This window comes from Pseudogulbenkiania sp. NH8B (assembly GCF_000283535.1).
GTDB classification, from domain to species: domain Bacteria; phylum Pseudomonadota; class Gammaproteobacteria; order Burkholderiales; family Chromobacteriaceae; genus Pseudogulbenkiania; species Pseudogulbenkiania ferrooxidans.
Genome location: NC_016002.1, coordinates 3,125,086 through 3,145,506, shown reverse-complemented (window position 1 = coordinate 3,145,506; position 20,421 = coordinate 3,125,086). Strand labels below are relative to the sequence as shown.

The following is a 20,421-nucleotide window of genomic DNA, read 5'->3' as shown; positions in this document are numbered from 1 at the left end:
TCACTCGCGCTCGTCCAGTGACTCGAACGCCTGCTCCAGGCGCAGCCGCACCACCGCCGGAGTGGCGCCGAAATCGTTGATCTCGATCGCGGCGGCCGGCCACAGCCGGGCGCCGAACAGCCGGTCGAGCTGGGCCTGCCACACCGGCCCCATGCCGTTCACCGAGGTGGTAACGCTGACCTGCAGCGAGCCCGCCGGGCGCGGTTCGAGCAATACCTCCAGGTCGCCCGAACCGACCACGCCGGCCAGGGCTCGGCCCGCGGCGGGGGCGCCGGCGGGGTAGTCGAATAGGTGTTTTTCCATGATGCTTTCCTTGTCAGGGCCGGCCGTCGGGTGCCGGCGCTGCGTTGTTCAGTCGGTCGAGAAACAGCGCGGCGGCCAACAGGTCGGCCGAGCCGCCGGGCGAGACGTTGAGCGCCAAGAGCTCGGCGTCGAGCCGCATCAGTGCACGGCGTCCGGCCGGGCTCGCGCTGCCGCCAGCGTCGAGCACGCGCGCCGCGCCGGCCTGCACCGCGTCGAGTGCGGCCGGTCCGCCGCGCGCCAGCACGCAGGTGTCGTCGAGCAGGCTCATCAGCGCCAGCAGCGCGTCGAGGCGGGCGGCGTCTTCCGCCACGCCGGCGGCGCGAGCCCGCCACAGGGCCGGCAGCGCCACCTCGACCACGTGCGGGAAGCCGGCTTCGGCCTGGCCGCGTGCGCCGCCGACGCCGTAGTCGAGTCGGGCGCGTTCGCCCTTGTGCCCGGTGCGGCGCGGGGCGTGGCGGTCAGGGGTGTTGGCGAGCCGGCCGGCGCGTGACGCCACCTGTTGTGGTGCGCAAGCCGCCGGCGCCTGCGTGGCGGCGGTGATCAGCAGCCCCAGCGCCCAGATCGCGCCGCGATGGGTGTTGACGCCGCCGGTGGCGGCGAGCATCGCCGCCTCGCCGTCGCGCCCGAGCCGACCGATGCGTTCGCGCAGCGTCACGGCTTCGGCCAACGTGGCGCCGGCCTCGGCCATGGCCTGGAAGGCCGGGCGCAGCGCGTGCGCCGAGCGGCACATCAGCGCCCAGTCGAGGTCGCGGTGCGCGCCGCGTCCGCGCACGTCGACCAGCCCCGGCTTGGGTGAGAGCGTGACCTCGTCGATCAGCGCCGTCACCACCAGCTCGGCCAGCCGCGCCGCGTGCCCGGCGTGCCAGAGGTGAGTGGCGCGATGTTCGGTGAGCAGGGCCGTGTCCATCACCAGCTCCTGAACTTGGCCGGCGGGTTGTAGAGGCCGCCGGACCACTCCACCAGCTCGGCGATGCTCTTGGCCGCCAACAGCTCGCGGCTGGCCTCGCTGCGGCGGATGCCGAGGTCTTCCGGCAGCGCGATCAGGCCGTCGCGGCGCATCCGGTCGGTGTGCTTCGGGTCGTGGCGCAGGCCGATACTGGTGACGCCCGCCACCGCTGCGATCATGGCGCGGCGTTCCTCCAGCGAGCGCGCCTTGTAGAGGTAGGCGATGCCGTCCTCGGTCAACAGGTGGGTGACGTCGTCGCCGTAGATCATCACCGGGGCCAGCGGCATGCCGCTCTTCTTCGCCACCTCGACCGCGTCCAGTTGCTCGACGAAGGTCGGCTTGCCGCCCTCCTGGAAGGTCTCGACCATCTGCACCACCAGCTTCTTGCCGCGCTCCAGCAGCGTCACCGGCTCGGTCATGTCGAGCCAGGCCGGGGTGGCATGGCGCCGGCCGCGCGGGTCGTGGCCCATGTTGGGCGCGCCGCCGAAGCCCGCCAGGCGGCCACGGGTGACGGTGGAGGAGTGGCCGTCGCCGTCCACCTGCAGCGTGGCGCCGATGAACAGGTCGACGGCGTACTGGCCGGCCAGCTGGCACAGCATGCGGTTGGAGCGCAGCGAGCCGTCGCGCCCGGTGAAGAACACGTCCGGGCGCGCCGCCACGTAGTTTTCCATGCCCAGCTCGGTGCCGAAGCAGTGCACGCTCTGAACCCAGCCGGTCTCGATCGCCGGGATCAGCGTCGGGTGCGGGTTGAGCGTCCAGTTGCGGCAGATCTTGCCCTTGAGGCCGAGCCTCTCGCCGTAGGTCGGCAGGATCAGCTCGATGGCCGCGGTGTTGAAGCCGATGCCGTGGTTGAGCGACTGCACGTTGTGGCGCTCGTAGATGCCGCGGATCGCCATCATCGCCATCAGCACGTGCACCGGCTTGATCAGGCGCGGATCGCGCGTGAACAGCGGCTCGATGTAGAACGGCTTGTCGGCTACCACCACGAAGTCCACCCACGAGGCCGGGATGTCGACGCGCGGCAGGTCGCTGACGTCGTCCACCAGTTCGTTCACCTGCACGATGACGATGCCGTCGCTGAAGGCGGTCGGCTCCACCAGCGCCGGGGTGTCCTCGGTGCTGGGGCCGGTGTAGACGTTGCCGTGGCGGTCGGCCATGAAGCCCGCCACCAGCGACACGTTGGGGATCAAATCGACCACCAGCCGCGAATACAGCTCGATGTAGGTGTGGATGGCGCCGACTTCCAGCCGGCCGTCTTCCAGCAGCTGGCTGATGCGCAGGCTCTGCGGCCCGGCGAAGGAGAAATCGAGCTTGCGGGCGATGCCGCGCTCGAACAGGTCGAGGTGCTCGGCGCGGCTCACGCTCGGCATGATCATGTGCAGGTCGTGCAGCCGCTCCGGATCGACGCGGGCCAGCGAGCGCGACAGGAAATCCGCCTGCTTCTGGTTGTTGCCTTCCAGCACCACCCGGTCGCCGGGAGAGAGCAGCGCTTCCAGCGCCGCGACGATGTCGTCGCTTGGCAGCACCACGCCGTCGGTCAGGTGGCGCACGCGCTCCAGGCGGCGGCGCTTTTCTTCGCGCCGACGGTTCCACTGCGCGGGGGGAGAAATCTCGGCTTGCATGGACACTCCGCAAATCGGTTGGACGTGCGGCTACCTTATGCCTCGCCCGAACACGCTTCAATCAACCAAGACGATCACTTGTTAACTTAAGGTTAATGAATTAGGGTGGCGGCTGGCATGGCTTGGCCACGGCGTGGCCGGACGGAGGAGGGAATGGAGATCGACGAAGAAATCACGCTGAAGAAGCTGGAGGTGTTCCTGTCTTTCATGAAGCTCGGCAACATGGCACGCGTGTCCGAGGCGCTGGGGCAGAGCACGGTCAGCGTGCACCGCGCGCTGCACTCGCTGGAGGAGGGGTTGCGCTGCCCGCTGTTCAAGCGCGACGGGCGCAAGCTGATCCCGCTCGCCACCGCCTACACCTTCGCCGAGTACGCCACGCGTGCGCTGCGCGAGTGCGAGGAGGGCGTGCGCAAGACGCGCGAGGCGGCCGGCTTCACCGCCACCCGGCTCAAGATCGGCGGGCTTTATTCGCTCACGGTGCGCACCATCCCGCAGCTCCTGGTCGGGCTGAAGACGCGCCGCCCGGAACTCGACGTCGACCTGACGCTGGGCTCCAACCGCGAGCTCTTGCACAAGCTCGACGACGGCCAGCTCGACGCCATCGTCATCGCCTTGCACGAGGCGCCGCGCCAGGGCGAGCTGGTGGCGGTGCCGATGTTCGACGACGACATCCTGTTCGCCGCGCCGCTCCACTCCCGCTTTGCCGGGCACGAGCGCATCGACCTGCAGGAGCTGCGTGGCGAAAAATTCGTGTCGCTGGGCGAGGACTTCGCCACCTACCAGGATTTCAGCCACGCCTTCGAGCTGGCGGGCTTCCTGCCCGAGATCGCGATGCGCGTCGGCGACATTTTCTCGCTCACCAACCTGGTCAGCGGCGGCATCGGCTACGCCCTGCTGCCGGGGCGGGTGGCGCATTTCAGCCCGCAGGTGCAGCTGATCCCGCTCGAGGCGCGCTACGCCATCAGCCAGCGCATCATGCTGCTGTTGCCGAAGAACCGCGAACGCGACCCCAACCTGTTGGCGCTGGCCGCCGAATGCCGCATGGCGGGGCGGCGCTGAAGCGCTCGGCGTTACCCGCAACAAAAAAAAGGCTCCCGACGGGGAGCCTTTCTCAATCGTGAGGCAGCCGGAATTACGGCCACAGCACCAGATGGGTGAACGGCGGCAGGTAGGCCATGGCGCTCACCACCAGCCCCACCAGGCCGGCCAGCGCCAGCGAGTGCAGGAACACGTAGCGCAGGATCACGCCTTCCTTGCCGTAGTACTGGGTGGCGGTGGAGGCAACCACGATGGACTGCGCGTCGATCATCTTGCCCATCACGCCGCCGGCGGAGTTGGCCGACGCCATCAGCACCGGCGACAGGCCGAGCTGCTGCGCCGAGGCTTTCTGCAGACCGCCGAACAGCACGTTGGCGGCGGTGTCCGAACCGGTCAGCGCCACGCCCAGCCAGCCCAGCAGGGTGCCGAAGAACGGGTAGAACATGCCGGTGTGCGAGAACGCCAGGCCCAGCGTGATGTCCACGCCGGAGAAGCGGGTCAGGTAGCCCAGCGCCAGCATGGCGACGATGGTGACCAGCGAGTAGCGCAGCGACCAGAAGGTCTGGCCGTATACCTTCACCAGCTCGCTCGGACGGTAGCCCATCAACAGGCCGGACAGCAGCGCGGCGACCAGGATGCCGGTACCGGTGGTGGAGAGCAGGTTGAGCTTGTAGATGGCGGCTTCCAGGTGCGGCTCGGCCACGACCGGCGGCATCTTCTGCACCAGGTTGTGCAGGCCCGGCCACTGGATGTCCAGGGTGAAGATGGCGTCCAGCACCTTCTTCACCGACGGCGAACCCCAGGCGAACACCATCACCGACAGGATGATCCACGGCAGCCAGGCGCGCAGCACTTCGCCGCCGCTGTAGCCGTGGCTGCCACGCTTGGCGGTGCCGGCTTCTGCGGCGGCAACCTTGGCGCCGCCCATGGTGCCGAAGGTCGAGGTGAACACCTCTTCCGGGTGCCATACCTTGAGGAATACTACCAGTGCAGTGATCGAGCATACCGAGGCGATCACGGCCACCAGTTCCGGCCCCATCAGGTTCGATACCAGCAACTGCGGGATGGCGAACGACAGGCCGGCAACCAGCGCAGCCGGCCAGATGCGCAGGGTGTTTCTCCAGCCGCAGAAGGCGATCAGCAGCCAGAACGGCACGATGACGGCGAAGATGGTCATCTGGCGGCCGACCATCGACGAGATCGACATCACGTCGAGCCCGGTCACCTTGGCCAGGGTGTTGATCGGGGTGCCCAGCGCGCCGTACGCCACCGGAGCGGTGTTGGCGATCAGCGACAGGCCCGAGGCGGCCAGCGGTGAGAAGCCCAGACCGATCAGCATGGCGCCGGTCACGGCCACCGGGGTGCCGAAGCCGCCGGCGCCCTCGAAGAACGCGCCGAAGCAGAAGGCGATCAGCAAGAGCTGCAGGCGGCGGTCGTTGGTGACGCTGGTGATGCTCTCGCGCAGCACCGTGAACTGGCCCTTACGCTCGGTGAGCTGGTACAGGAAGATGACGTTCAGAATGATCCAGCCGATCGGCAGGAGGCCGTTGGCCGCGCCCATCAAGGTGGCGCTCATCGCCATGTCCACCGGCATGCCGAAAATGCCGATCGCCACCAGCAGCGAGGCCACCAGCCCCATCACCGCGGCGATGTGCGCCTTGATATGGAAAATGCCGAGAGCGCTGAGCAGCACGATGACCGGCAGCGCAGCGCACAGAGTCGACAGCCAGGGGTTGCCCAGCGGATCGTAAACCTGAGACCACATGATGTTCTCTCCTGATTGTTTTGGTTGAGGGCGGCACCGGTCGTCGCCGGCGTTGGCCCTTTTGAGCGTTGTTATCCAGAAAGACTGGACCGTGCTCGAACTCTAATCAGGACGGAACGCGTCGTCATTTGGGGCTTGCCCTTGCGGGTTTACCCTCGAATGGCATGAAAAACAGCAAAAAGGTTGGCCGAAGCCGTGTCAGACGGGGCTTCGGCCAACCTTTGGAAGGGCGGCGGAGCGGGTGGAGGAGGTCGTCGCGAGCGGCCTCTTGATCAGGGACGCACCGCGGAGCTAGCCGCCCGCACCCAGCGGGTGCGCCGACAGGCCGCTCGCGTCGAGCCTGAGGTAGCCGCCGCGCTCGCCGTGCCAGTCCGCGATCACCCAGCGTTCGGCCTGGTGCGTGCCGTCGCCGTGCCGGTGCGTGGCCGGGCGGTGGGTGTGGCCGTGGATCAGCGTCGGCCAGCCGTGGGCCGCCAGCAGGACCTCGATGGCGCTGTCGGTGACGTCGGAAATCGCCGACAGGCCGGTGCTGGCCTTGCCCGCCTCGCTCATGCCGCGCGCCTGGCGCGCGATGGCGTGGCGTTCGGCCAGCGGCCGCGCCAGCATCGCCTGCTGCCACTGCGGGTTGCGCACCATGGCGCGGAACTGCTGGTAGGGCGTGTCGTCGCTGCACTCGGCGTCGCCGTGCACCAGCAGGTAAGGGCGGCCGTAGGCCTCGATCAGCGCCGGCTCCTCGAGCAGCGTGGCGCCGCTGGCGCGGGCAAACCCCTCGCCCAGCAAAAAGTCACGGTTGCCACGCAGCACGTAGAGCGGCGTGACGGCGGAAAAGTCGCGCAGCAGCGCCAGCGCCTCGTCGATGAACGGCGAGCGGTCGTCGTCGCCCACCCACACCTCGAACAGGTCGCCGAGAATGTAGAGCGCGTCGATCTTGCCGCGCCAGTCCGCCAGCGTGGCGGCGAACAGCCGGTTGAGCGCGGGGACCTCCTCGCTCAGGTGCAGGTCGGAAATGAAATGGATGGCCATAAGCGAAAAAGGCCGCCCTGCGGCGGCCTGATAGTAGCTAACTCAGATGATTTCAGCCTTGGTGATCAGCACCGCATCCACCGGCACGTCCTGGTGCATGCCGTGGCGGCCGGTCTTCACGCCCTTGATGCGGTCGACCACGTCGGTGCCCTCGACCACCTTGCCGAACACGGCGTAGCCCCAGCCCTGCGCGCTTTCCGACTTGAAGTCGAGGAAATCGTTGTCGGACACGTTGATGAAGAACTGCGCCGACGCCGAGTGCGGATCCGGGGTGCGCGCCATGGCCACGGTGTAGGTCTTGTTGGACAGGCCGTTGTTGGCCTCGTTCTTGATGGTGTCGCGCGTCGGCTTCTGCTTGAAGTCGGCGTCGAAGCCGCCGCCCTGGATCATGAAGCCGTTGATCACGCGGTGGAAGATGGTGCCGTCGTAGTGGCCGTCCTTGACGTACTGCTCGAAGTTGGCGGCGGTGATCGGCGCCTTCTCGGCGTCCAGTTCCAGCACGATGTCGCCGAAGGTGGTGGTCAGTTTGATCATTAGTCTTGTCCTAATCAGGGTTTCAGGATGGCTTTCTGGATGACGATCGGCTCGAACGGCGCGTCGCCCATGCCGTTCAGGCTGCCGGTGCGGGTCTTGGCGATGCGGTTCACCACATCCATGCCCTTGCTCACTTTGCCGAACACGGCGTAGCCCCAGCCTTGCGGCGTGGGCGATTGGTAATTCAGGAAGTCGTTGTTGGCGACGTTGATGAAGAACTGCGCGGTGGCCGAGTTCGGATCGTTGGTGCGCGCCATGGCGATGGTGCCGATGTCGTTCTTCAGGCCGTTGTTGGCCTCGTTGGCGATCGGCGCGCGCGTCGGCTTCTGCTGCAGCTTGGCGTCGAAGCCGCCGCCCTGGATCATGAAGCCATCGATCACGCGGTGGAACACCGTGCCGTTATAGTGGCCGGCCTTGACGTAGGCGACGAAGTTGTCGACCGTCTTCGGCGCCTTGGCCGAATCCAGCGTGATCTCGATATTGCCCTTGTTGGTGATCAGTTCCACCACCGGCGCCGCCAGCGTGGTGAAGGGCAGGGCCGCGAGGGCCAGACAGGTCAGCAGAGATTTCATGATGTTCCGTTCCGGGAAGAGTCGTGCCATTGCGTGGCGCGCCATGCAGGGGGAGTCGCGCCCTCGATCCTGACAGTTTACCACGTGCCTTATCCGATGCCTGCCCCCGCCGTCCGGCCCGGCGCGAGCCCGGCCTAGGCCGCGCCCTGCTGCAGGCGCAGCGCCAGGTAGACGCCGGCAATGGCCAGGGTGGCCACGGTGACCGGCACCCCGACGCGCGCGTAGCCGCGCCAGTCGATGTCGATGTGGCGTCGTGCCGCGGCGTCCACCACGATGATGTTGGCGATGCTGCCGACGATCAGCAGGTTGCCGGCCAGCGTGCTGACCAGGGCGAGCAGCGTGCCGGCCATCGGATGGTGGGCCAGCGGCAGCAACAGCATCACGGCGGGGACGTTGGAGACGATGTTGGAGAGCAAGAAGGTCACCCCGAACAGCGAGCCCAGCTGATCCAGGTGCACGCCGGCGGCGGCGAGGAAGGCGATGGCGTGCGCCGTGACCCCGGTGCGCTGCAGCGCGTGGTTCACCACGAACAGGCTCATGAACAGGATCAGCAGCTCCCAGTCCACCAGCCCCAGCATCTTGCGCGAATGCAGCTTGCGGCTCATCAGCAGCAGCCCGGCGCCGATCAGCGCCATGTGCTCGCGCGGCCACGGCGCCACCAGGAACGCCACCAGCAGTGCGCCGGCCACCGCCAGCCCCTTGCCGGTCTGCCAGGCGTCGAAGGCAATCGCCTCGGTGCGTGCCTCGTGCAGGGTGTCGGGCGGGAGGAGCGCCGCGCCGTCCGTCCAGCGCCCCCGGGTCTGCCAGGCGATCAGCCCCCAGCACGCCAGCAGCCCGACACTCACCGGGAGGATGGCGTCGAGGAAGTAACCGTCGAATGACAACCCCAGGGTCTGGCCGATCAGCATATTCTGCGGGTTGCCGATCAGCGTCGCGGCGGAGCCGATGTTGGCGGAACAGGCCAGCGCCAGCAGGTAGGGTGTCGGGGCGAGGCGGCGCTTCTGGCAGGCGTCGATCAGCACCGGGGCGACAGCGAGGCAGACGATGTCGTTGCTGAACACCGCCGACAGCGCCGCCACCACCACGACCAGAACCCCCAGCAGCCCGGCCGGACCCAGCGCCAGCCCCGCCAGCTTGTGGGTCACCCAGTCGTAGAAGCCGCCGAGGCGCATCTGCGCCGACACCACCATAAACGAAAACAGCAGGATCACGGTGGGCAGGTGCACGGCGGCGACCGCCTCCTCCAGGCTCAGCGCGCCGACGCCGATCAACGCGATGGCACCGAGCAGGGCGACCCCGGTACGGTCCAGTTGCAGGAAGGGCAGCCCGCCGAGAATCATCCCGAGGTAGACGATGAGAAAAATGACGACGATGGTGGTGATCATGATGCGTTTGCGGCCTCGGCCGGCACCTCTAGCGGGGGGTGACAGGATTATGGGTGGGGTTTCGAGCCGGTGCCAGCGATTGCCGCCGGCGCGGGCACCTCGGGCGGGCAGCCGAGGCGTCGTTTGCTCCAGGCCAACGAGCCCGAAGGAGGAGGGCATCGCCCCTCGGCACGCGCGAGAAGGGTGGTGCGATCCCGCCCGCGGCCGTCGAGGCGCACGCCGCCATGGCGACGAGGCGGCCCTCGTTCCGGAAGCCGGCATCCGCGCCGAGCCGTGAGGCCGCCGTGGCCCCGCGCATTCTAGCGACAAGCGGGTGTCTCTCCAACCGGGCGCCGCAGCAAAACCGATTCCCCCTCCGCCTGGCCGTGTTGGCCGAAGACGCCAACGCCCCGGACGACGCCTGGGGCGACGAGGCGTCATCGAGCCCGTCCTGGATAGATCCCGGGCAGGGCGAGAGGCAGGGCCTTTCCGTTGTCACGGTGCCCGGTACGGCACGGTGCGGTTCCGGGAAGGCTCGGGTCGCCGTGCCGATGCGCTATAAAACACATGAACACGTATTGATATGTTTGCGTCCCTTCGTCGCGGAGCAGGCCGATGCCCCATTCCCATCACGACCACCAGCACGCCCATGACCACCATCACGACCACGCCCATGTGCCGACGGTCGGGGACGACAATCAGCGCAAGGTGCTGATCGCCTTCCTGTTCACCTTCGCCTTCATGGTGGTGGAGGTGGCGGGCGGCCTGCTGTCCGGTTCGCTGGCCCTGCTCGCCGACGCCGGCCACATGCTGACCGACGCCGCCGCGCTGGCGCTCGCCTACGGCGCCTTCCGCTTCGGCAAGCGCGCCGCCGACGCCAAGCGTACCTTCGGCTACCTGCGCTTCGAGGTGATCGCCGCCCTGATCAACGCCATCACCCTGTTTGTCATCGTGCTCTGGATCGCCATCGAAGCCATCGACCGCTTCCGCCACCCGGGGGCGGTGCTGGCGGGGCCGATGTTCGGCGTCGCGACCATCGGGCTGCTCGTCAACCTGCTGGTGTTCTGGATTCTGAGCCGCGGCGACAGCGAGCACGTCAACATCAGGGGCGCGGTGCTGCACGTGCTGGGCGACCTGCTGGGCTCGGTCGCCGCCATCGCCGCCGCCGTCGTCATCTACTTCACCGGCTGGACGCCGATCGACCCCCTCCTGTCGGTGTTCGTCGCGCTGCTGATCCTCTACAGCGCCTGGTCGCTGCTGCGCCACTCGCTGCACATCCTGCTCGAAGGTGCGCCGGAGCACGCCCAGCCGGATGCCATCGCCAGCCATCTGCGCCAGACCGTGCCGGAGCTTGCCAACGTGCGCCACGTCCACGTCTGGTCCATCACCTCGGGCCGGGTGCTGGCCACGCTGCACGTCGAGCCGCGCGCCGAGGCCGATCCGCGCCGGCTGGTGCAGGCCGTCGAGGTGGAGCTGGTGGCGCGTTTCGGCATCGCCCATGCCACCGTCGCCATCGACTGGCCCGAGACGGAAGCCGGCGCCTGCCACCTTGGACCCCATGATGACACGGTCCACCCTGCTGGCCACGCCGGGGCCGAGCATGAGCACGACGGTCCGGCCCATCCCGGGCCTTGCCAGCAAGGACGCCAGCCGTGAGCCGGCTCGCCCGGCCTTCCCCGGCCGACATCGCCGTGCTGGCGGAAACGTTCCGGCTGCTGGGCGACCCGACGCGTCTGCGCATCCTGTTCTTCTGCCTCGACGCGCCGCGTTCAGTCGGCGACATCGCGCAGAGCCTCGAGCTGTCGCAATCTCTGGTCAGCCACCACCTGCGGCTGCTGCGTGGCGCCCGGCTGGTGCGCGGTCAGCGCCGGGCCAGGCAGGTCTTCTACCATCTGGCCGACCAGCACGTCAGCGACATGCTGGCCGACATGGCGCACCACGTGGCCGAGGAGCACGCCGAGAAATGAGCAGACCCCGTTCCGGCGAAAACCCTCTTGCATCCGGGGGCATTTCCCTCGTAGGCTGGTATTCATGACAATTCATTGATCGCCCGCCATGCTGAACCTCAGCTTTCGCCCCCGCCTGATCGATGCTCTCAAGGGTTATCACCGCGAAGTGTTCCGGCACGATGTGCTGGCCGGGTTGACGGTGGGGATCGTGGCGTTGCCCTTGGCGATGGCGTTCGCCATGGCCAGCGGGGTGACGCCGCAGGCCGGCATCTTCACCGCGGTCATCGCCGGCTTCCTGGCTTCGCTCTTGGGCGGAACCCGGTTCTCGGTGACCGGTCCCACCGGCGCCTTCATCGTCGTCATCTACGGCATCGTCGCCAAGTACGGCGTGGCCAACCTGCTGATCTGCACCTTTATGGCGGGCATGATGCTGGTGCTGATGGGGCTGATGCGGCTGGGGCAGGTGATCAAGTTCTTTCCGATGCCGCTGATCACCGGCTTCACCAACGGCATCGCGGTGCTGATCTTCCTCACCCAGCTCAAGGACTTCTTCGGCCTGCCGGTGGCGCAGATGCCGGCCGGTTTCTTCGCCATTGTCGCCACGCTCAGGGCGCGCCTGGCCGAGTTCGACGGCATGACGCTGGCGGTGTCGGGGGCCTCGCTGGCGCTGATCCTGCTGTGGCCCAAGCGGCTCAACAAGCTGCTGCCGTCGCCGTTCGTGGCCTTGCTGCTGGCGACCGTCACGGTGGCGCTGTTCCATCTGCCGGTGGCCACCATCGGCAGCAAGTTCGGCGGCATTCCGCAGGGGCTGCCAGCGTTCTCCGGCCTGGCGCTGGACTGGGCGACGCTGTCCGAACTGATGACGCCGGCCTTCACCATCGCGCTGTTGGGCGCCATCGAGTCGCTGCTGTGCGCGGTGGTGGCCGACAGCCTCACCGGCGACAAGCACGACGCCAACCAGGAGCTGATCGCGCAGGGCATCGCCAACATGGTGGTGCCGTTCTTCGGCGGCATCCCGGCCACTGGGGCGCTGGCGCGTACCGCCACCAACATCAGCAACGGCGGGCGCACCCCGGTGGCCGGGATGGTGCACGCCGCATTGCTGCTGCTGGTGATCCTGGTGGCGGCGCCGCTGGCGTCCTACATCCCGCTGGCGGTGCTGGCGGCGATTCTGGTGGCGGTGGCGCTGAAGATGGGCGATTGGGATATCCGCAAGGCGGCGCAGTTTCCGCGCCACGACACCGCGGTGCTGGTAGTCACCTTCCTGCTCACCGTCGCCTTCGATCTCACCATCGCGGTGGAGATCGGCCTGCTGATGTCGGCGGTGTTCTTCATCCAGAGCATGGCGCGCAATACCAGCGTGCAGCGGCTGCGGCCGGAGCATGCCCAGCTGTTCGAGCGCCATTCCATCGCCGGCAAAATGGTGCCGCCGGGCTGCGCGGCGTTCCGCGTGGAGGGCGCGCTGTTCTTCGGTGCCGCCGATACGGTGGAGCAGGTGCTGCACGACGCGCCGGACGCGCGCGTGATCATTCTGCAGTTGCACCGGCTGGTGTTGCTCGACACCACCGGCCTGCTGGCGCTGTCGGCGCTGCGGCAAAGGTTGGCCGAAGAGCGGCGCACGCTGATCCTGTGCGGTGCCGGGGCCGAGGTGATGGGGTTGCTGGTCGGCTCCAGGCTGGCGGCGGAAATGGGCGAGCGCAACATTCAGCCCGATCTCGCCACGGCGCTGATGCGCGCCGAGGAACTGCTGACCAGCGGGGTAGTTTGGGCGTAGAAAAAGCCTTGATTGATCGGTTATTGTTTGTTTTTGTGCCGACAATTTTTGATTTGTGGCAATTAATTTAATAAAAATGACGAATCCAGGGCGCTTGTGAGGAGGCGCTGGTGTAGACTTGCGCTGCTGTCGTAGCGGGTAAGGTGCTGCACCGTGCCCCGGTGCCGCCGACAGGCGACGACGGTGGCCGGCAGGCCGTTCTGCCTCTCTGAAGCATGCAAGGATTCATCATGGAGCACCCGCAGCGCGTGGCGCGGCACACCCTGTTCGAAGACGTTCAGGCGATCGTGATCGGCACGCTGTTCATCTCGCTCGGCGTCGCGCTGTTCGCCCAGGCCAAACTGCTGACCGGCGGCACCGCCGGCCTCGCCTTCCTGATCCACTACGCCACGCCGCTGAGCTTCGGCCAGGTGTTCTTCGTCATCAACCTGCCGTTCTACTACCTCGCCATCAAGCGTATGGGCTGGCGCTTCACGGTGAAGACCTTCTGCGCCGTGCTGCTGCTGTCGCTGTTCTCCGAGCTGCAGTCGCACTTCATCCACATCAACGGCCTCAACCCGTTCTACGCCGGCGTGGTCGGCGGCCTGCTGATGGGCGCCGGCTTCCTGATGCTGTTCCGCCACCAGGCCAGCCTGGGCGGCATCAACATCGTCACGCTCTACCTGCAGGACAAGTACGGCATCCGCGCCGGCAAGCTGCAGATGGCGATCGACGTCAGCATCGTCAGCGCGGCGTTGTGGGTGGTGAACCCGCTGGCGGTGCTGGTGTCGGTGCTGGGCGCGGTGGCGCTCAACCTGATCCTTGCCGTCAACCACAAGCCGGGCCGCTACTTCGCGGCCTGAGCGCCAGCCGCGCACCGCTGCCCGGCGCTCGCGGGGCCTGTTCGGGGGCGCGGCCGAGCACTTGCATCGACCCGATGCCGGCCCGGTTTTCCCTTATCCTTGCCGCCTGGCGCTCCCTCAGCGCGCCAGGCTGGGCAGCAGGCTGAAGCCGTTGCGCGAGCCGGTGGTCACGTAGCCGACCAGCTGGCTGTCGCGATGGGCGAGCGCGGTCAGTCCGTCGTCCCCCTCGCTGATCTGCCAGTCGAGGGCGTTGCCCTGGGTGACCCCGGCCAGCTGGATCGGGTAGCGCGGCGTCTTCACCGCCACCGGCAGGGGGCCGAAGCGGACCGGTGTCGGCGTGCCGGCCAGCGTGCTGGCCAGCGCGTTGGCCGACAGCGTGATCGGCTGCAGGTAGGGCAGGATCTGCCCCTCGATTTCGGCGCAGTCCCCCAGTGCATAGACGTGGGGCTGCGAGGTGCGCAGGTAGGCGTCGACGACGATGCCGCGCCCCGTCTCCAGCCCGGCCGCCAGCTCCAGCCGCGGCTTCAGGCCCGCCGCGCAGACCACGGCGTCCACCGCCAGCGTGTCGCCGTCGCTCAGCGTCACGCGGTAGCCCTGCTCGGCCCGCTCGACCCGTTCCACCCCGGTGCCGAAGCGCAGCGTGACCTGGTCCATGACGTCGTGCAGGCGCTGGCTGACCACCTCGGGCACCAGCCGCTCCAGCAGGCGGCTGCCGATGTCCACCAGCGTGACGCGCTTGTGCTGGGCGATGTCGTGGGCGATTTCGGTGCCGATCAGGCCGCCGCCGATGACCAGCACGTGTTCGCTCCGGTTGAGCCGGTCGAGGTAACGCCGGTACTGCTCCAGGTTGTTCAGGGTCAGGATGTCCTGCGCCGCGTCGCCGCCGACGGGCGGGACGAAGGGCTCGGCCCCCACCGCCAGCACCAGGTCGCTGTACGGAATCTGCACTTCCCCCGCGGTGACCTTCTGCGCGACAAAATCGATGGCGCTGACCCGGGTACGCGGCCGCACCATGATCTTCAGCTCGGCCGCCATGCCGGTGGCGTTGTTCAGGGTGAGCCGTTCGGCGCTGGCCTGATGCCCGAAGCCGTGGCTCAGTTGCGGCTTGGGGTAGTGTTCGCCGCCATCCTCGGTGAGGACGACGACCGGCGTGGTGCTGTCGTGCTGGCGGAACGCCCGGGCCAGGGTGTAGCCGGCATGGCCGCTGCCGATGATGACGAGGGGCTTTTTCATCGTGTTTTCTCCAGAAGCCGTCGCTTAGGCGGGGACAAAGTCGCTCTTGCCCATGAAGCACACCGGGCAGAGGAAGGTCTCGGGCACGTCCTGCCAGGCGGTGCCGGCGGCGACCCCCTGGGCCGCTTCCCCCTGTTGCGGGTCATAAATCCACGAGCAGGTCTTGCAGCGCATCTTGCCGCTGCACGAACACGCTGCGGTGGCCTCCGCCGTATTCTGTCCGGTGCTGCCCAGTTGCTCGATGAACGCCTCGCCAAAACGCACCCCCTGGGCGAGGGCATCGTCGTTCGGCCGCCATTCGGCGGTGATGCCCGGGTTGAGCACGCGGAAACCGGCATCGTCCAGGCGCTTGGCGATACGTTCCACCGCACCACCGCTCCAGCCGTGGGTGCCGAAGGAGGCGGCCGCCTTGTTCTTGAAGCGCAGGCCGGTCATTTCCTCGAGCAGGGCGGCAACATGCGGCAACATCACGTTGTTGACGGTCGGGCTGCCGACCAGAATGGCCTTGGACTTGAACACGTGGGTGAGGACGTCGTTCTTGTCAGTGTTGGACAGGTTGAACAGCTTGATCACGACATCCCGGTCGGCCTTGCGGATGCCTTCGGCAATCGCCTCGGCCATCATGCGGGTGCCGTTCCACATGGTGTCGTAAACCAGGGTGATCTGGTTCTCCTGGTAGTCGTCGGCCCACTTCAGGTATTGCTCGACGATCTGGGTCGGCTTGTCGCGCCAGATGATGCCGTGGCTGGTGGCGATCATGTCGATCGGCAGGTTCAGCGCCAGAACTTCATGAATCTTCTGGGTCACCAGCGGGCTGAACGGGGTCAGGATATTGGCGTAATACTTGATGCATTCTTCCTGCAGTTCCACCGGGTCGCACTGGTCGTTGAACATCTGGGCGCTGGCGTAATGTTGGCCGAAGGCATCGTTGCTGAATAGCACGGCGTCGCCGGTCAGGTAGGTGGCCATGCTGTCCGGCCAGTGCAGCATCGGCATCTCGACAAACACCAGTTGCTTGCCGTTGCCGAGGTCGAGGCTGTCCCCGGTCTTGACGATCTGGAAATTCCAGTCCTGGTGGTAGTGGCCACGTAGCGATTTGACGCCGTTGGCAGTGCAGTAGATCGGGGTGTCGGGGATGCGCGCCATCAGTGCCGGCAAGGCGCCGCTGTGGTCGATCTCGTTATGGTTGGCGATGATGTAGTCGATGGCGCCGAGGTCCACCTCCTTGGCCAGATTGGCGACGAATTCTTCGGCGTAAGGCGCCCAGACGGTATCGATCAGGGCAATCTTTTCTTCCTTGACCAAGTAGCTGTTGTAGCTGGAACCGCGATGGGTGCTGTATTCGCTGCCGTGAAATTCACGCAGTTCCCAATCCTGTTTACCAACCCAGCGGATGTTGTTTTTGACGGTGAAAGCCATGGCAGAGAGCTCCTTGAGGTATAAGGTTCGTGTGAAATGAATCTTATACTTCATAACATTCACCGTAAATGAATTTTATGAGCTATCATGAATTCGCTTGAGGTATATCAAGAGCGGGCTGTTGCCGTGCTCTGTATGCCTATATCGTATGCCAGAATCAAGTCTGGGCCCGCTGTCGCGGCGCCACAGGCAAGATAGAATGCAGGTTCGACCCCAACCGGGCCTGCCTGATTGAACAACCCCATGGAACGGCACCGATCGTGCGACTGACGGCTTTTACCGATTACTGCCTGCGCGTGATGATGTACAGCGCGCTGGCGGGCGAGCGCCTGGTGACGATCAACGAGATCGCCCAGGCCTACGGCATTTCCGCCAGCCACCTGACCAAGGTGGTGTTTTTCCTCGGCCAGCATGGCTATCTCACCACCGTGCGCGGCAAGGGCGGAGGGATGCGCCTGGCGGGCGATCCGCGGCAGGTCAACCTCGGCAAACTAGTGCGCGCCGCCGAGACCGACAACGTGCTGGTCGAGTGTTTCGATCCCCAGCACTCGCAGTGCCGCATCGCCGCGGCGTGCCGCCTGATGAACGTGCTGCATGCGGCCCAGGAAGCCTTTTACGGCGAATTGTCGCGCCATACCCTGGCCGATCTGCTGGTTCAGCCGGCGGGGCTGGGGCGGGCCTTGGGCATCGAGATCCGGCTCGTCTCCGATTGAGAAACCCGGCGCGGCGACGCCGCGTCACGCGCTGTTCTTGATCGGCTCCATTTCTTTGCGGTTCTGCAGGCAATCCAGAAAACCCGCCAGCAACGGCGGAACGGGCCCGGGGCGCGTCGCCAGCCCCAGCGACAGGTACGCCCCCTCGTCGCTGAGCGGCAGATAGCGCACCCCCGGCATCTTCACGCATTCCAGCGGCGAGGGCAGCAGTGCCACGCCGAGACCCGCCGCCACCAGCCCGATCTGGGTGGTGGCCTCGCGCGCTTCCTGCACGATCCTCGGTTCGAAGCCGGCGGCCAGGCAGAGCTGGCGCACCTGCACGTTGAGCCCGGTGCCGGCGCCGGCCGGGTAGATGATGAAACTCTCGTCGCGCAACTGCTCCAGCGACGCATGGGGCTGCGCGGCCAGCGGGTGGCGGGCGTTGATCACCAGCCGCAGCGGGTCGCGGTGGATTTCGCGCAGTTGCAGGTCGGGCGGATTTTCCTTGCCGTGGAAACGCACGAAGCCGATGTCCAGTCGTTCTGCGCGCAGCGCCTCGAACTGCAGCGCGGTGAACATCTCGCGCAGCGTCAGCTGCACCTGCGGGTAGTGGCGGCGATAGTCGGAGATCAGCCCGGGCAACAGGCTGGTGAACGGCAGCGAGGAGGTGAAGCCGACACGCAACTCGCCCACCTCGCCCCGCGCGGCGCGGCGGGCATCGTCGGCGGCCTGCTCCACCTCGGCCAGGATGCGGCGGACGTGCTGCAGGTAGCGCTCCCCGGCATCGGTCAGCGCCACGCGGCGCTTGCTGCGCTCGAACAGGGCGACGCCCAGTTGTTCTTCCAGCGCGCGGATCTGCTGGCTCAAGGGCGGCTGGGCGATGTGCAGGCGTTCGGCGGCGCGGGTGAAGTTGAGTTCTTCCGCGACGACGACGAAGTAACGCAGGTGACGCAGTTCCACGTGATATCTTTTACGTATTAATCAACGATTAAATATATATTGGACTGGCGGTTTGTCCAGTCCTAGCATTGGCTTATCCAGCCCCTGACCGGGGCCGCCAGCCGAGTCTTGACCATGTCTTCCGATGCCTTAGCCGTATCCCGCGCCACTGTTTTCCCCGCTCCGCCCACCGCCCCGGTGCACGAACGACTGCGTGCCGGCACCCCCGCCTTCCGCCGCACCAGCTGGGGCATGTTCTTCGGCGGCTTCGCCACCTTCTCCTCGCTGTACGGCATGCAGCCGCTGATGCCGATGTTCTCGCACGACTTCGGCCTGTCGCCGGCGGCGGCGAGCGGCGTGGTGTCGGCCGCAACCGGCGCGCTGGCCGTGGCGCTGATCCCGATGAGCCTCCTGGCCGACCGCTACGGCCGCAAGCCGGTGATGAACCTGTCGCTCGGCCTGGCCGCGTTGTTGACGCTGTTGGCGGCATTTGCCGGCAGTTTCGGCCAACTGCTGCTGCTGCGCACCCTGCTGGGCATCGCGCTGGCCGGCATCCCGGCGGTGGCAATGGCCTATCTGAGCGAGGAGATCGAGCCGGCCTCGCTGGGGCAGTCGATGGGGCTGTATATCGCCGGCAACGCGCTGGGCGGCATGAGCGGACGCTTTTTCCTGTCGCTGATGAGCGAATGGGCCAGCTGGCGCGAGGCGGTGGCGGTGCTGGGCCTGTTCGGGCTGGTGTCGGCCGTGGTGTTCTGGCGCTGCCTGCCGCCGTCGCGGCATTTCCGCCCGGCGCGGCTGGTGCTGGGCGAGGTGCGCGGCAACCTGCGCCTGCACCTGGCCGATGACGGCCTGCCCTGGTTGTTCGCCACGGCCTTTTTGCTGATGGGCTGCTTCGTCAGCCTGTACAACTACCTCGGCTACCACCTGGCGCTGGCGCCGTTCAACCTGTCGCCGAGCGCGGTCGGCGCGGTGTTCCTGCTGTACGTGGTGGGGATGTGGAGCTCGGCCTGGGTGGGGCGGCTGGCCGACCGTCTGGGGCGGCGCAACGTGTTGTGGGTCATGGTGAGCCTGATGCTGGCCGGGTTGGCGCTGACGCTGGCCGGCACGCTGTGGCTGGTGGTGCCGGGCATCGCGGTGTTCACCTTCGGTTTCTTCGGCGCGCACTCGGTGGCGAGCAGCTGGATCGGCCGCCGCGCCAGCCGGGCGCGCGGCCTGGCCTCGGCGCTCTACCTGAGCTGCTACTACCTGGGCGGCAGCGGCCTGGGCTCGGCCTCGGGCCTGATGTGGAGCTCGGGTGGCTGGGGCGGGGTGGTGCTGGCGCTGACGGGCGGCCTGCTGTTGTGCCTCGGCATCGCGCTGCGGCTGCGTCGCCTGGCACCGCTGCCGGCTGCAACTAACTGAATTTTCTCCTCCTCTTGTTTCCGGTCTCCGGACCCGGCGCGAGTCTTTCGCTGCCGGGTTTTTTTCTGTCCGCTCAATAGGCCCGTTGCCGGTCGACCAACCCTTCCGGCCTCGCCCCGCCCTGCAGCGCGCGCAGGCTGGCGGCGATCTGCTCTACCGCCGGGCCGGGCAGGGTGATGGCGGCGATGTGCGGGGTGACGGTCACGCTCGGGTGTGTCCACAGCGGGTGCTCTACGGCCAGCGGCTCGCTGGCGAACACGTCGAGCTGGGCAAAGCGCAGCTGGCCGGCGTCGAGCAGAGCGAGCAGGGCCTCCTGGTCGAGCTGGTCGCCGCGGCCGGCGTTGATCAGTGCCGCGCCACGGGGCAGTCGGGCCAGCCGTTCGCGGTCGAGCAGGCCGCGCGTTTCCGGGGTGGACGGCAGCAGGCTCACCAGCACGTCGGTCTCGGCCAGTAGCGTGTCCAGCGCCGCGCTGCCGTGGCGGCAGGCGACGTCGGGCAGCTGGCGCGGGCTGCGGCTCCAGCCGGACACGGTGTAGCCCCGCCCGGCCAGGGTGGTGGCGACTACCGCGCCGATGGCGCCCAGCCCCAGCACACCGACGCGGACCTCGTGCGCCAGCCGGGGCGGCTGCGGCTGCCAGCGGCGCTCGGCCTGCTGGTGCTGGTAGACGTCGAACTGGCGCTGGTAGCGCAGCACGCCGTACAGCGCGTACTCCGCCATCTGCTGCGCCATGCCGGCGTCGGTCAGGCGGATCACCGGCAGCGTCGCCGGCAGGTCGGCACGGGCGAGCAGGCGGTCCACCCCGGCACCGAGCGCGAACACCGCCTCGAGCCGGGGAAAGCGGGCGAAAAACCCTTCCGGCGGATTCCACACCACGGCATAGCGCACGGCCGCGCCGTCGACCTCCTGCGGCCACACCGCCAGGTCGATATCGGGCAGCGCCTGGCGCAGCAGCGGCGTCAGCTGTTCGGCATCCTGCGGGGCGTAGAGATAGAGCATGGCGTTTC

The 20,421-nt window shown here is 67.4% G+C and carries 19 protein-coding genes; 7 read left to right on the top strand and 12 right to left on the bottom strand.

Annotation, left to right across the window (positions count from 1 at the left end; genetic code table 11):
- From NH8B_RS14445 to mdcA, 3 genes are read right to left on the bottom strand one after another with little or no spacing between them, the layout of a single operon-like run.
- Entirely contained in the window at positions 1-303 is a 303-nt protein-coding gene (locus NH8B_RS14445; protein WP_014087959.1) for a malonate decarboxylase subunit delta, read from the bottom strand.
- A 13-nt stretch (positions 304-316) separates the two neighbouring features.
- Positions 317-1,210, bottom strand: a complete 894-nt coding sequence (locus tag NH8B_RS14440; protein ID WP_014087958.1) for a triphosphoribosyl-dephospho-CoA synthase — start codon at positions 1,208-1,210, stop codon at positions 317-319.
- Entirely contained in the window at positions 1,210-2,871 is a 1,662-nt protein-coding gene (gene mdcA / locus NH8B_RS14435; protein ID WP_014087957.1) for a malonate decarboxylase subunit alpha, read from the bottom strand. The genes NH8B_RS14440 and mdcA overlap by 1 nt, the downstream gene beginning before the upstream one ends.
- Positions 2,872-3,024: 153 nt before the next feature.
- Here mdcA and NH8B_RS14430 point away from each other — a divergent pair, with 153 nt between their 5' ends.
- Positions 3,025-3,930, top strand: coding sequence for a LysR family transcriptional regulator (locus NH8B_RS14430; RefSeq protein WP_014087956.1), 906 nt, complete (start codon positions 3,025-3,027; stop codon positions 3,928-3,930).
- A gap of 73 nt (positions 3,931-4,003) precedes the next feature.
- Here the strand turns inward: NH8B_RS14430 and NH8B_RS14425 are convergent, their stop codons facing one another.
- The 5 genes from NH8B_RS14425 to NH8B_RS14405 form a co-directional block, all read right to left on the bottom strand.
- Positions 4,004-5,674, bottom strand: a complete 1,671-nt coding sequence (locus NH8B_RS14425; RefSeq protein WP_014087955.1) for an L-lactate permease — start codon at positions 5,672-5,674, stop codon at positions 4,004-4,006.
- Positions 5,675-5,965: 291 nt separating this feature from the next.
- Positions 5,966-6,697 (bottom strand): UDP-2,3-diacylglucosamine diphosphatase, encoded by a 732-nt coding sequence (locus tag NH8B_RS14420; RefSeq protein WP_014087954.1) that lies wholly within the window; start codon positions 6,695-6,697, stop codon positions 5,966-5,968.
- Positions 6,698-6,739: 42 nt separating this feature from the next.
- Complete coding sequence (locus NH8B_RS14415; RefSeq protein ID WP_008954314.1) at positions 6,740-7,231, bottom strand: peptidylprolyl isomerase; 492 nt, start codon at positions 7,229-7,231, stop codon at positions 6,740-6,742.
- A 14-nt stretch (positions 7,232-7,245) separates the two neighbouring features.
- Positions 7,246-7,803, bottom strand: coding sequence for a peptidylprolyl isomerase (locus NH8B_RS14410; protein ID WP_008954315.1), 558 nt, complete (start codon positions 7,801-7,803; stop codon positions 7,246-7,248).
- 134 nt (positions 7,804-7,937) lie between these two features.
- The gene (locus tag NH8B_RS14405; RefSeq protein WP_014087953.1) at positions 7,938-9,188 is read right to left on the bottom strand and encodes an anion transporter; all 1,251 of its coding nucleotides are present in this window, start codon (positions 9,186-9,188) and stop codon (positions 7,938-7,940) included.
- Positions 9,189-9,782: 594 nt separating this feature from the next.
- On the opposite strand from NH8B_RS14405, the gene NH8B_RS14400 reads away from it, so the two are divergent.
- The 4 genes from NH8B_RS14400 to NH8B_RS14385 all read left to right on the top strand — a co-directional run bounded on the left by NH8B_RS14400 (position 9,783) and on the right by NH8B_RS14385 (position 13,732).
- Positions 9,783-10,823, top strand: a complete 1,041-nt coding sequence (locus tag NH8B_RS14400; protein ID WP_014087951.1) for a cation diffusion facilitator family transporter — start codon at positions 9,783-9,785, stop codon at positions 10,821-10,823.
- A complete protein-coding gene (locus tag NH8B_RS14395; protein ID WP_014087950.1) occupies positions 10,820-11,134 on the top strand; it encodes an ArsR/SmtB family transcription factor in 315 nt (104 codons plus the stop codon). Before NH8B_RS14400 ends, NH8B_RS14395 begins: the two co-directional genes overlap by 4 nt.
- 88 nt (positions 11,135-11,222) lie before the next feature.
- Positions 11,223-12,890 (top strand): SulP family inorganic anion transporter, encoded by a 1,668-nt coding sequence (locus NH8B_RS14390; protein WP_014087949.1) that lies wholly within the window; start codon positions 11,223-11,225, stop codon positions 12,888-12,890.
- Positions 12,891-13,120: 230 nt separating this feature from the next.
- Positions 13,121-13,732: a YitT family protein gene (locus NH8B_RS14385; protein ID WP_014087948.1), complete on the top strand. Its 612-nt coding sequence runs from the start codon at positions 13,121-13,123 to the stop codon at positions 13,730-13,732.
- Positions 13,733-13,849: 117 nt separating this feature from the next.
- Here NH8B_RS14385 and NH8B_RS14380 read toward each other — a convergent pair whose 3' ends face one another.
- Both NH8B_RS14380 and norV read right to left on the bottom strand, forming a co-directional pair.
- Positions 13,850-14,965: an FAD-dependent oxidoreductase gene (locus tag NH8B_RS14380; RefSeq protein ID WP_014087947.1), complete on the bottom strand. Its 1,116-nt coding sequence runs from the start codon at positions 14,963-14,965 to the stop codon at positions 13,850-13,852.
- A gap of 24 nt (positions 14,966-14,989) precedes the next feature.
- Complete coding sequence (gene norV / locus NH8B_RS14375; protein WP_014087946.1) at positions 14,990-16,384, bottom strand: anaerobic nitric oxide reductase flavorubredoxin; 1,395 nt, start codon at positions 16,382-16,384, stop codon at positions 14,990-14,992.
- A 260-nt stretch (positions 16,385-16,644) separates the two neighbouring features.
- On the opposite strand from norV, the gene NH8B_RS14370 reads away from it, so the two are divergent.
- On the top strand, positions 16,645-17,097 hold the full coding sequence (locus tag NH8B_RS14370; RefSeq protein ID WP_014087945.1) for an RrF2 family transcriptional regulator: 453 nt from the start codon (positions 16,645-16,647) through the stop codon (positions 17,095-17,097).
- A 24-nt stretch (positions 17,098-17,121) separates the two neighbouring features.
- On the opposite strand, the gene NH8B_RS14365 is transcribed toward NH8B_RS14370, so the two are convergent.
- Positions 17,122-18,036: a LysR substrate-binding domain-containing protein gene (locus NH8B_RS14365; RefSeq protein ID WP_008954324.1), complete on the bottom strand. Its 915-nt coding sequence runs from the start codon at positions 18,034-18,036 to the stop codon at positions 17,122-17,124.
- A gap of 114 nt (positions 18,037-18,150) precedes the next feature.
- Between NH8B_RS14365 and NH8B_RS14360 the strand changes: the two genes are divergently transcribed.
- Positions 18,151-19,416, top strand: a complete 1,266-nt coding sequence (locus NH8B_RS14360) for an MFS transporter (RefSeq protein WP_008954325.1) — start codon at positions 18,151-18,153, stop codon at positions 19,414-19,416.
- Between the two features lie 73 nt (positions 19,417-19,489).
- On the opposite strand, the gene NH8B_RS14355 is transcribed toward NH8B_RS14360, so the two are convergent.
- Entirely contained in the window at positions 19,490-20,413 is a 924-nt protein-coding gene (locus NH8B_RS14355) for a 2-hydroxyacid dehydrogenase (protein WP_014087942.1), read from the bottom strand.
- Positions 20,414-20,421: the final 8 nt, after the last annotated feature.

Excerpts from the sequence above, each read along its gene's own strand:
- NH8B_RS14420 (WP_014087954.1), bottom strand. The coding sequence starts at position 6,697 with ATGGCCATCCATTTCATTTCCGACCTGCACCTGAGCGAGGAGGTCCCC.
- NH8B_RS14415 (WP_008954314.1), bottom strand. The coding sequence starts at position 7,231 with ATGATCAAACTGACCACCACCTTCGGCGACATCGTGCTGGAACTGGAC.
- NH8B_RS14355 (WP_014087942.1), bottom strand. The coding sequence starts at position 20,413 with ATGCTCTATCTCTACGCCCCGCAGGATGCCGAACAGCTGACGCCGCTG.
- NH8B_RS14405 (WP_014087953.1), bottom strand. The coding sequence starts at position 9,188 with ATGATCACCACCATCGTCGTCATTTTTCTCATCGTCTACCTCGGGATG.
- mdcA (WP_014087957.1), bottom strand. The coding sequence starts at position 2,871 with ATGCAAGCCGAGATTTCTCCCCCCGCGCAGTGGAACCGTCGGCGCGAA.
- NH8B_RS14390 (WP_014087949.1), top strand. The coding sequence starts at position 11,223 with ATGCTGAACCTCAGCTTTCGCCCCCGCCTGATCGATGCTCTCAAGGGT.
- norV (WP_014087946.1), bottom strand. The coding sequence starts at position 16,384 with ATGGCTTTCACCGTCAAAAACAACATCCGCTGGGTTGGTAAACAGGAT.
- NH8B_RS14360 (WP_008954325.1), top strand. The coding sequence starts at position 18,151 with ATGTCTTCCGATGCCTTAGCCGTATCCCGCGCCACTGTTTTCCCCGCT.
- NH8B_RS14380 (WP_014087947.1), bottom strand. The coding sequence starts at position 14,965 with ATGAAAAAGCCCCTCGTCATCATCGGCAGCGGCCATGCCGGCTACACC.
- NH8B_RS14440 (WP_014087958.1), bottom strand. The coding sequence starts at position 1,210 with ATGGACACGGCCCTGCTCACCGAACATCGCGCCACTCACCTCTGGCAC.
- NH8B_RS14400 (WP_014087951.1), top strand. The coding sequence starts at position 9,783 with ATGCCCCATTCCCATCACGACCACCAGCACGCCCATGACCACCATCAC.
- NH8B_RS14430 (WP_014087956.1), top strand. The coding sequence starts at position 3,025 with ATGGAGATCGACGAAGAAATCACGCTGAAGAAGCTGGAGGTGTTCCTG.
- NH8B_RS14385 (WP_014087948.1), top strand. The coding sequence starts at position 13,121 with ATGGAGCACCCGCAGCGCGTGGCGCGGCACACCCTGTTCGAAGACGTT.
- NH8B_RS14445 (WP_014087959.1), bottom strand. The coding sequence starts at position 303 with ATGGAAAAACACCTATTCGACTACCCCGCCGGCGCCCCCGCCGCGGGC.
- NH8B_RS14425 (WP_014087955.1), bottom strand. The coding sequence starts at position 5,674 with ATGTGGTCTCAGGTTTACGATCCGCTGGGCAACCCCTGGCTGTCGACT.
- NH8B_RS14410 (WP_008954315.1), bottom strand. The coding sequence starts at position 7,803 with ATGAAATCTCTGCTGACCTGTCTGGCCCTCGCGGCCCTGCCCTTCACC.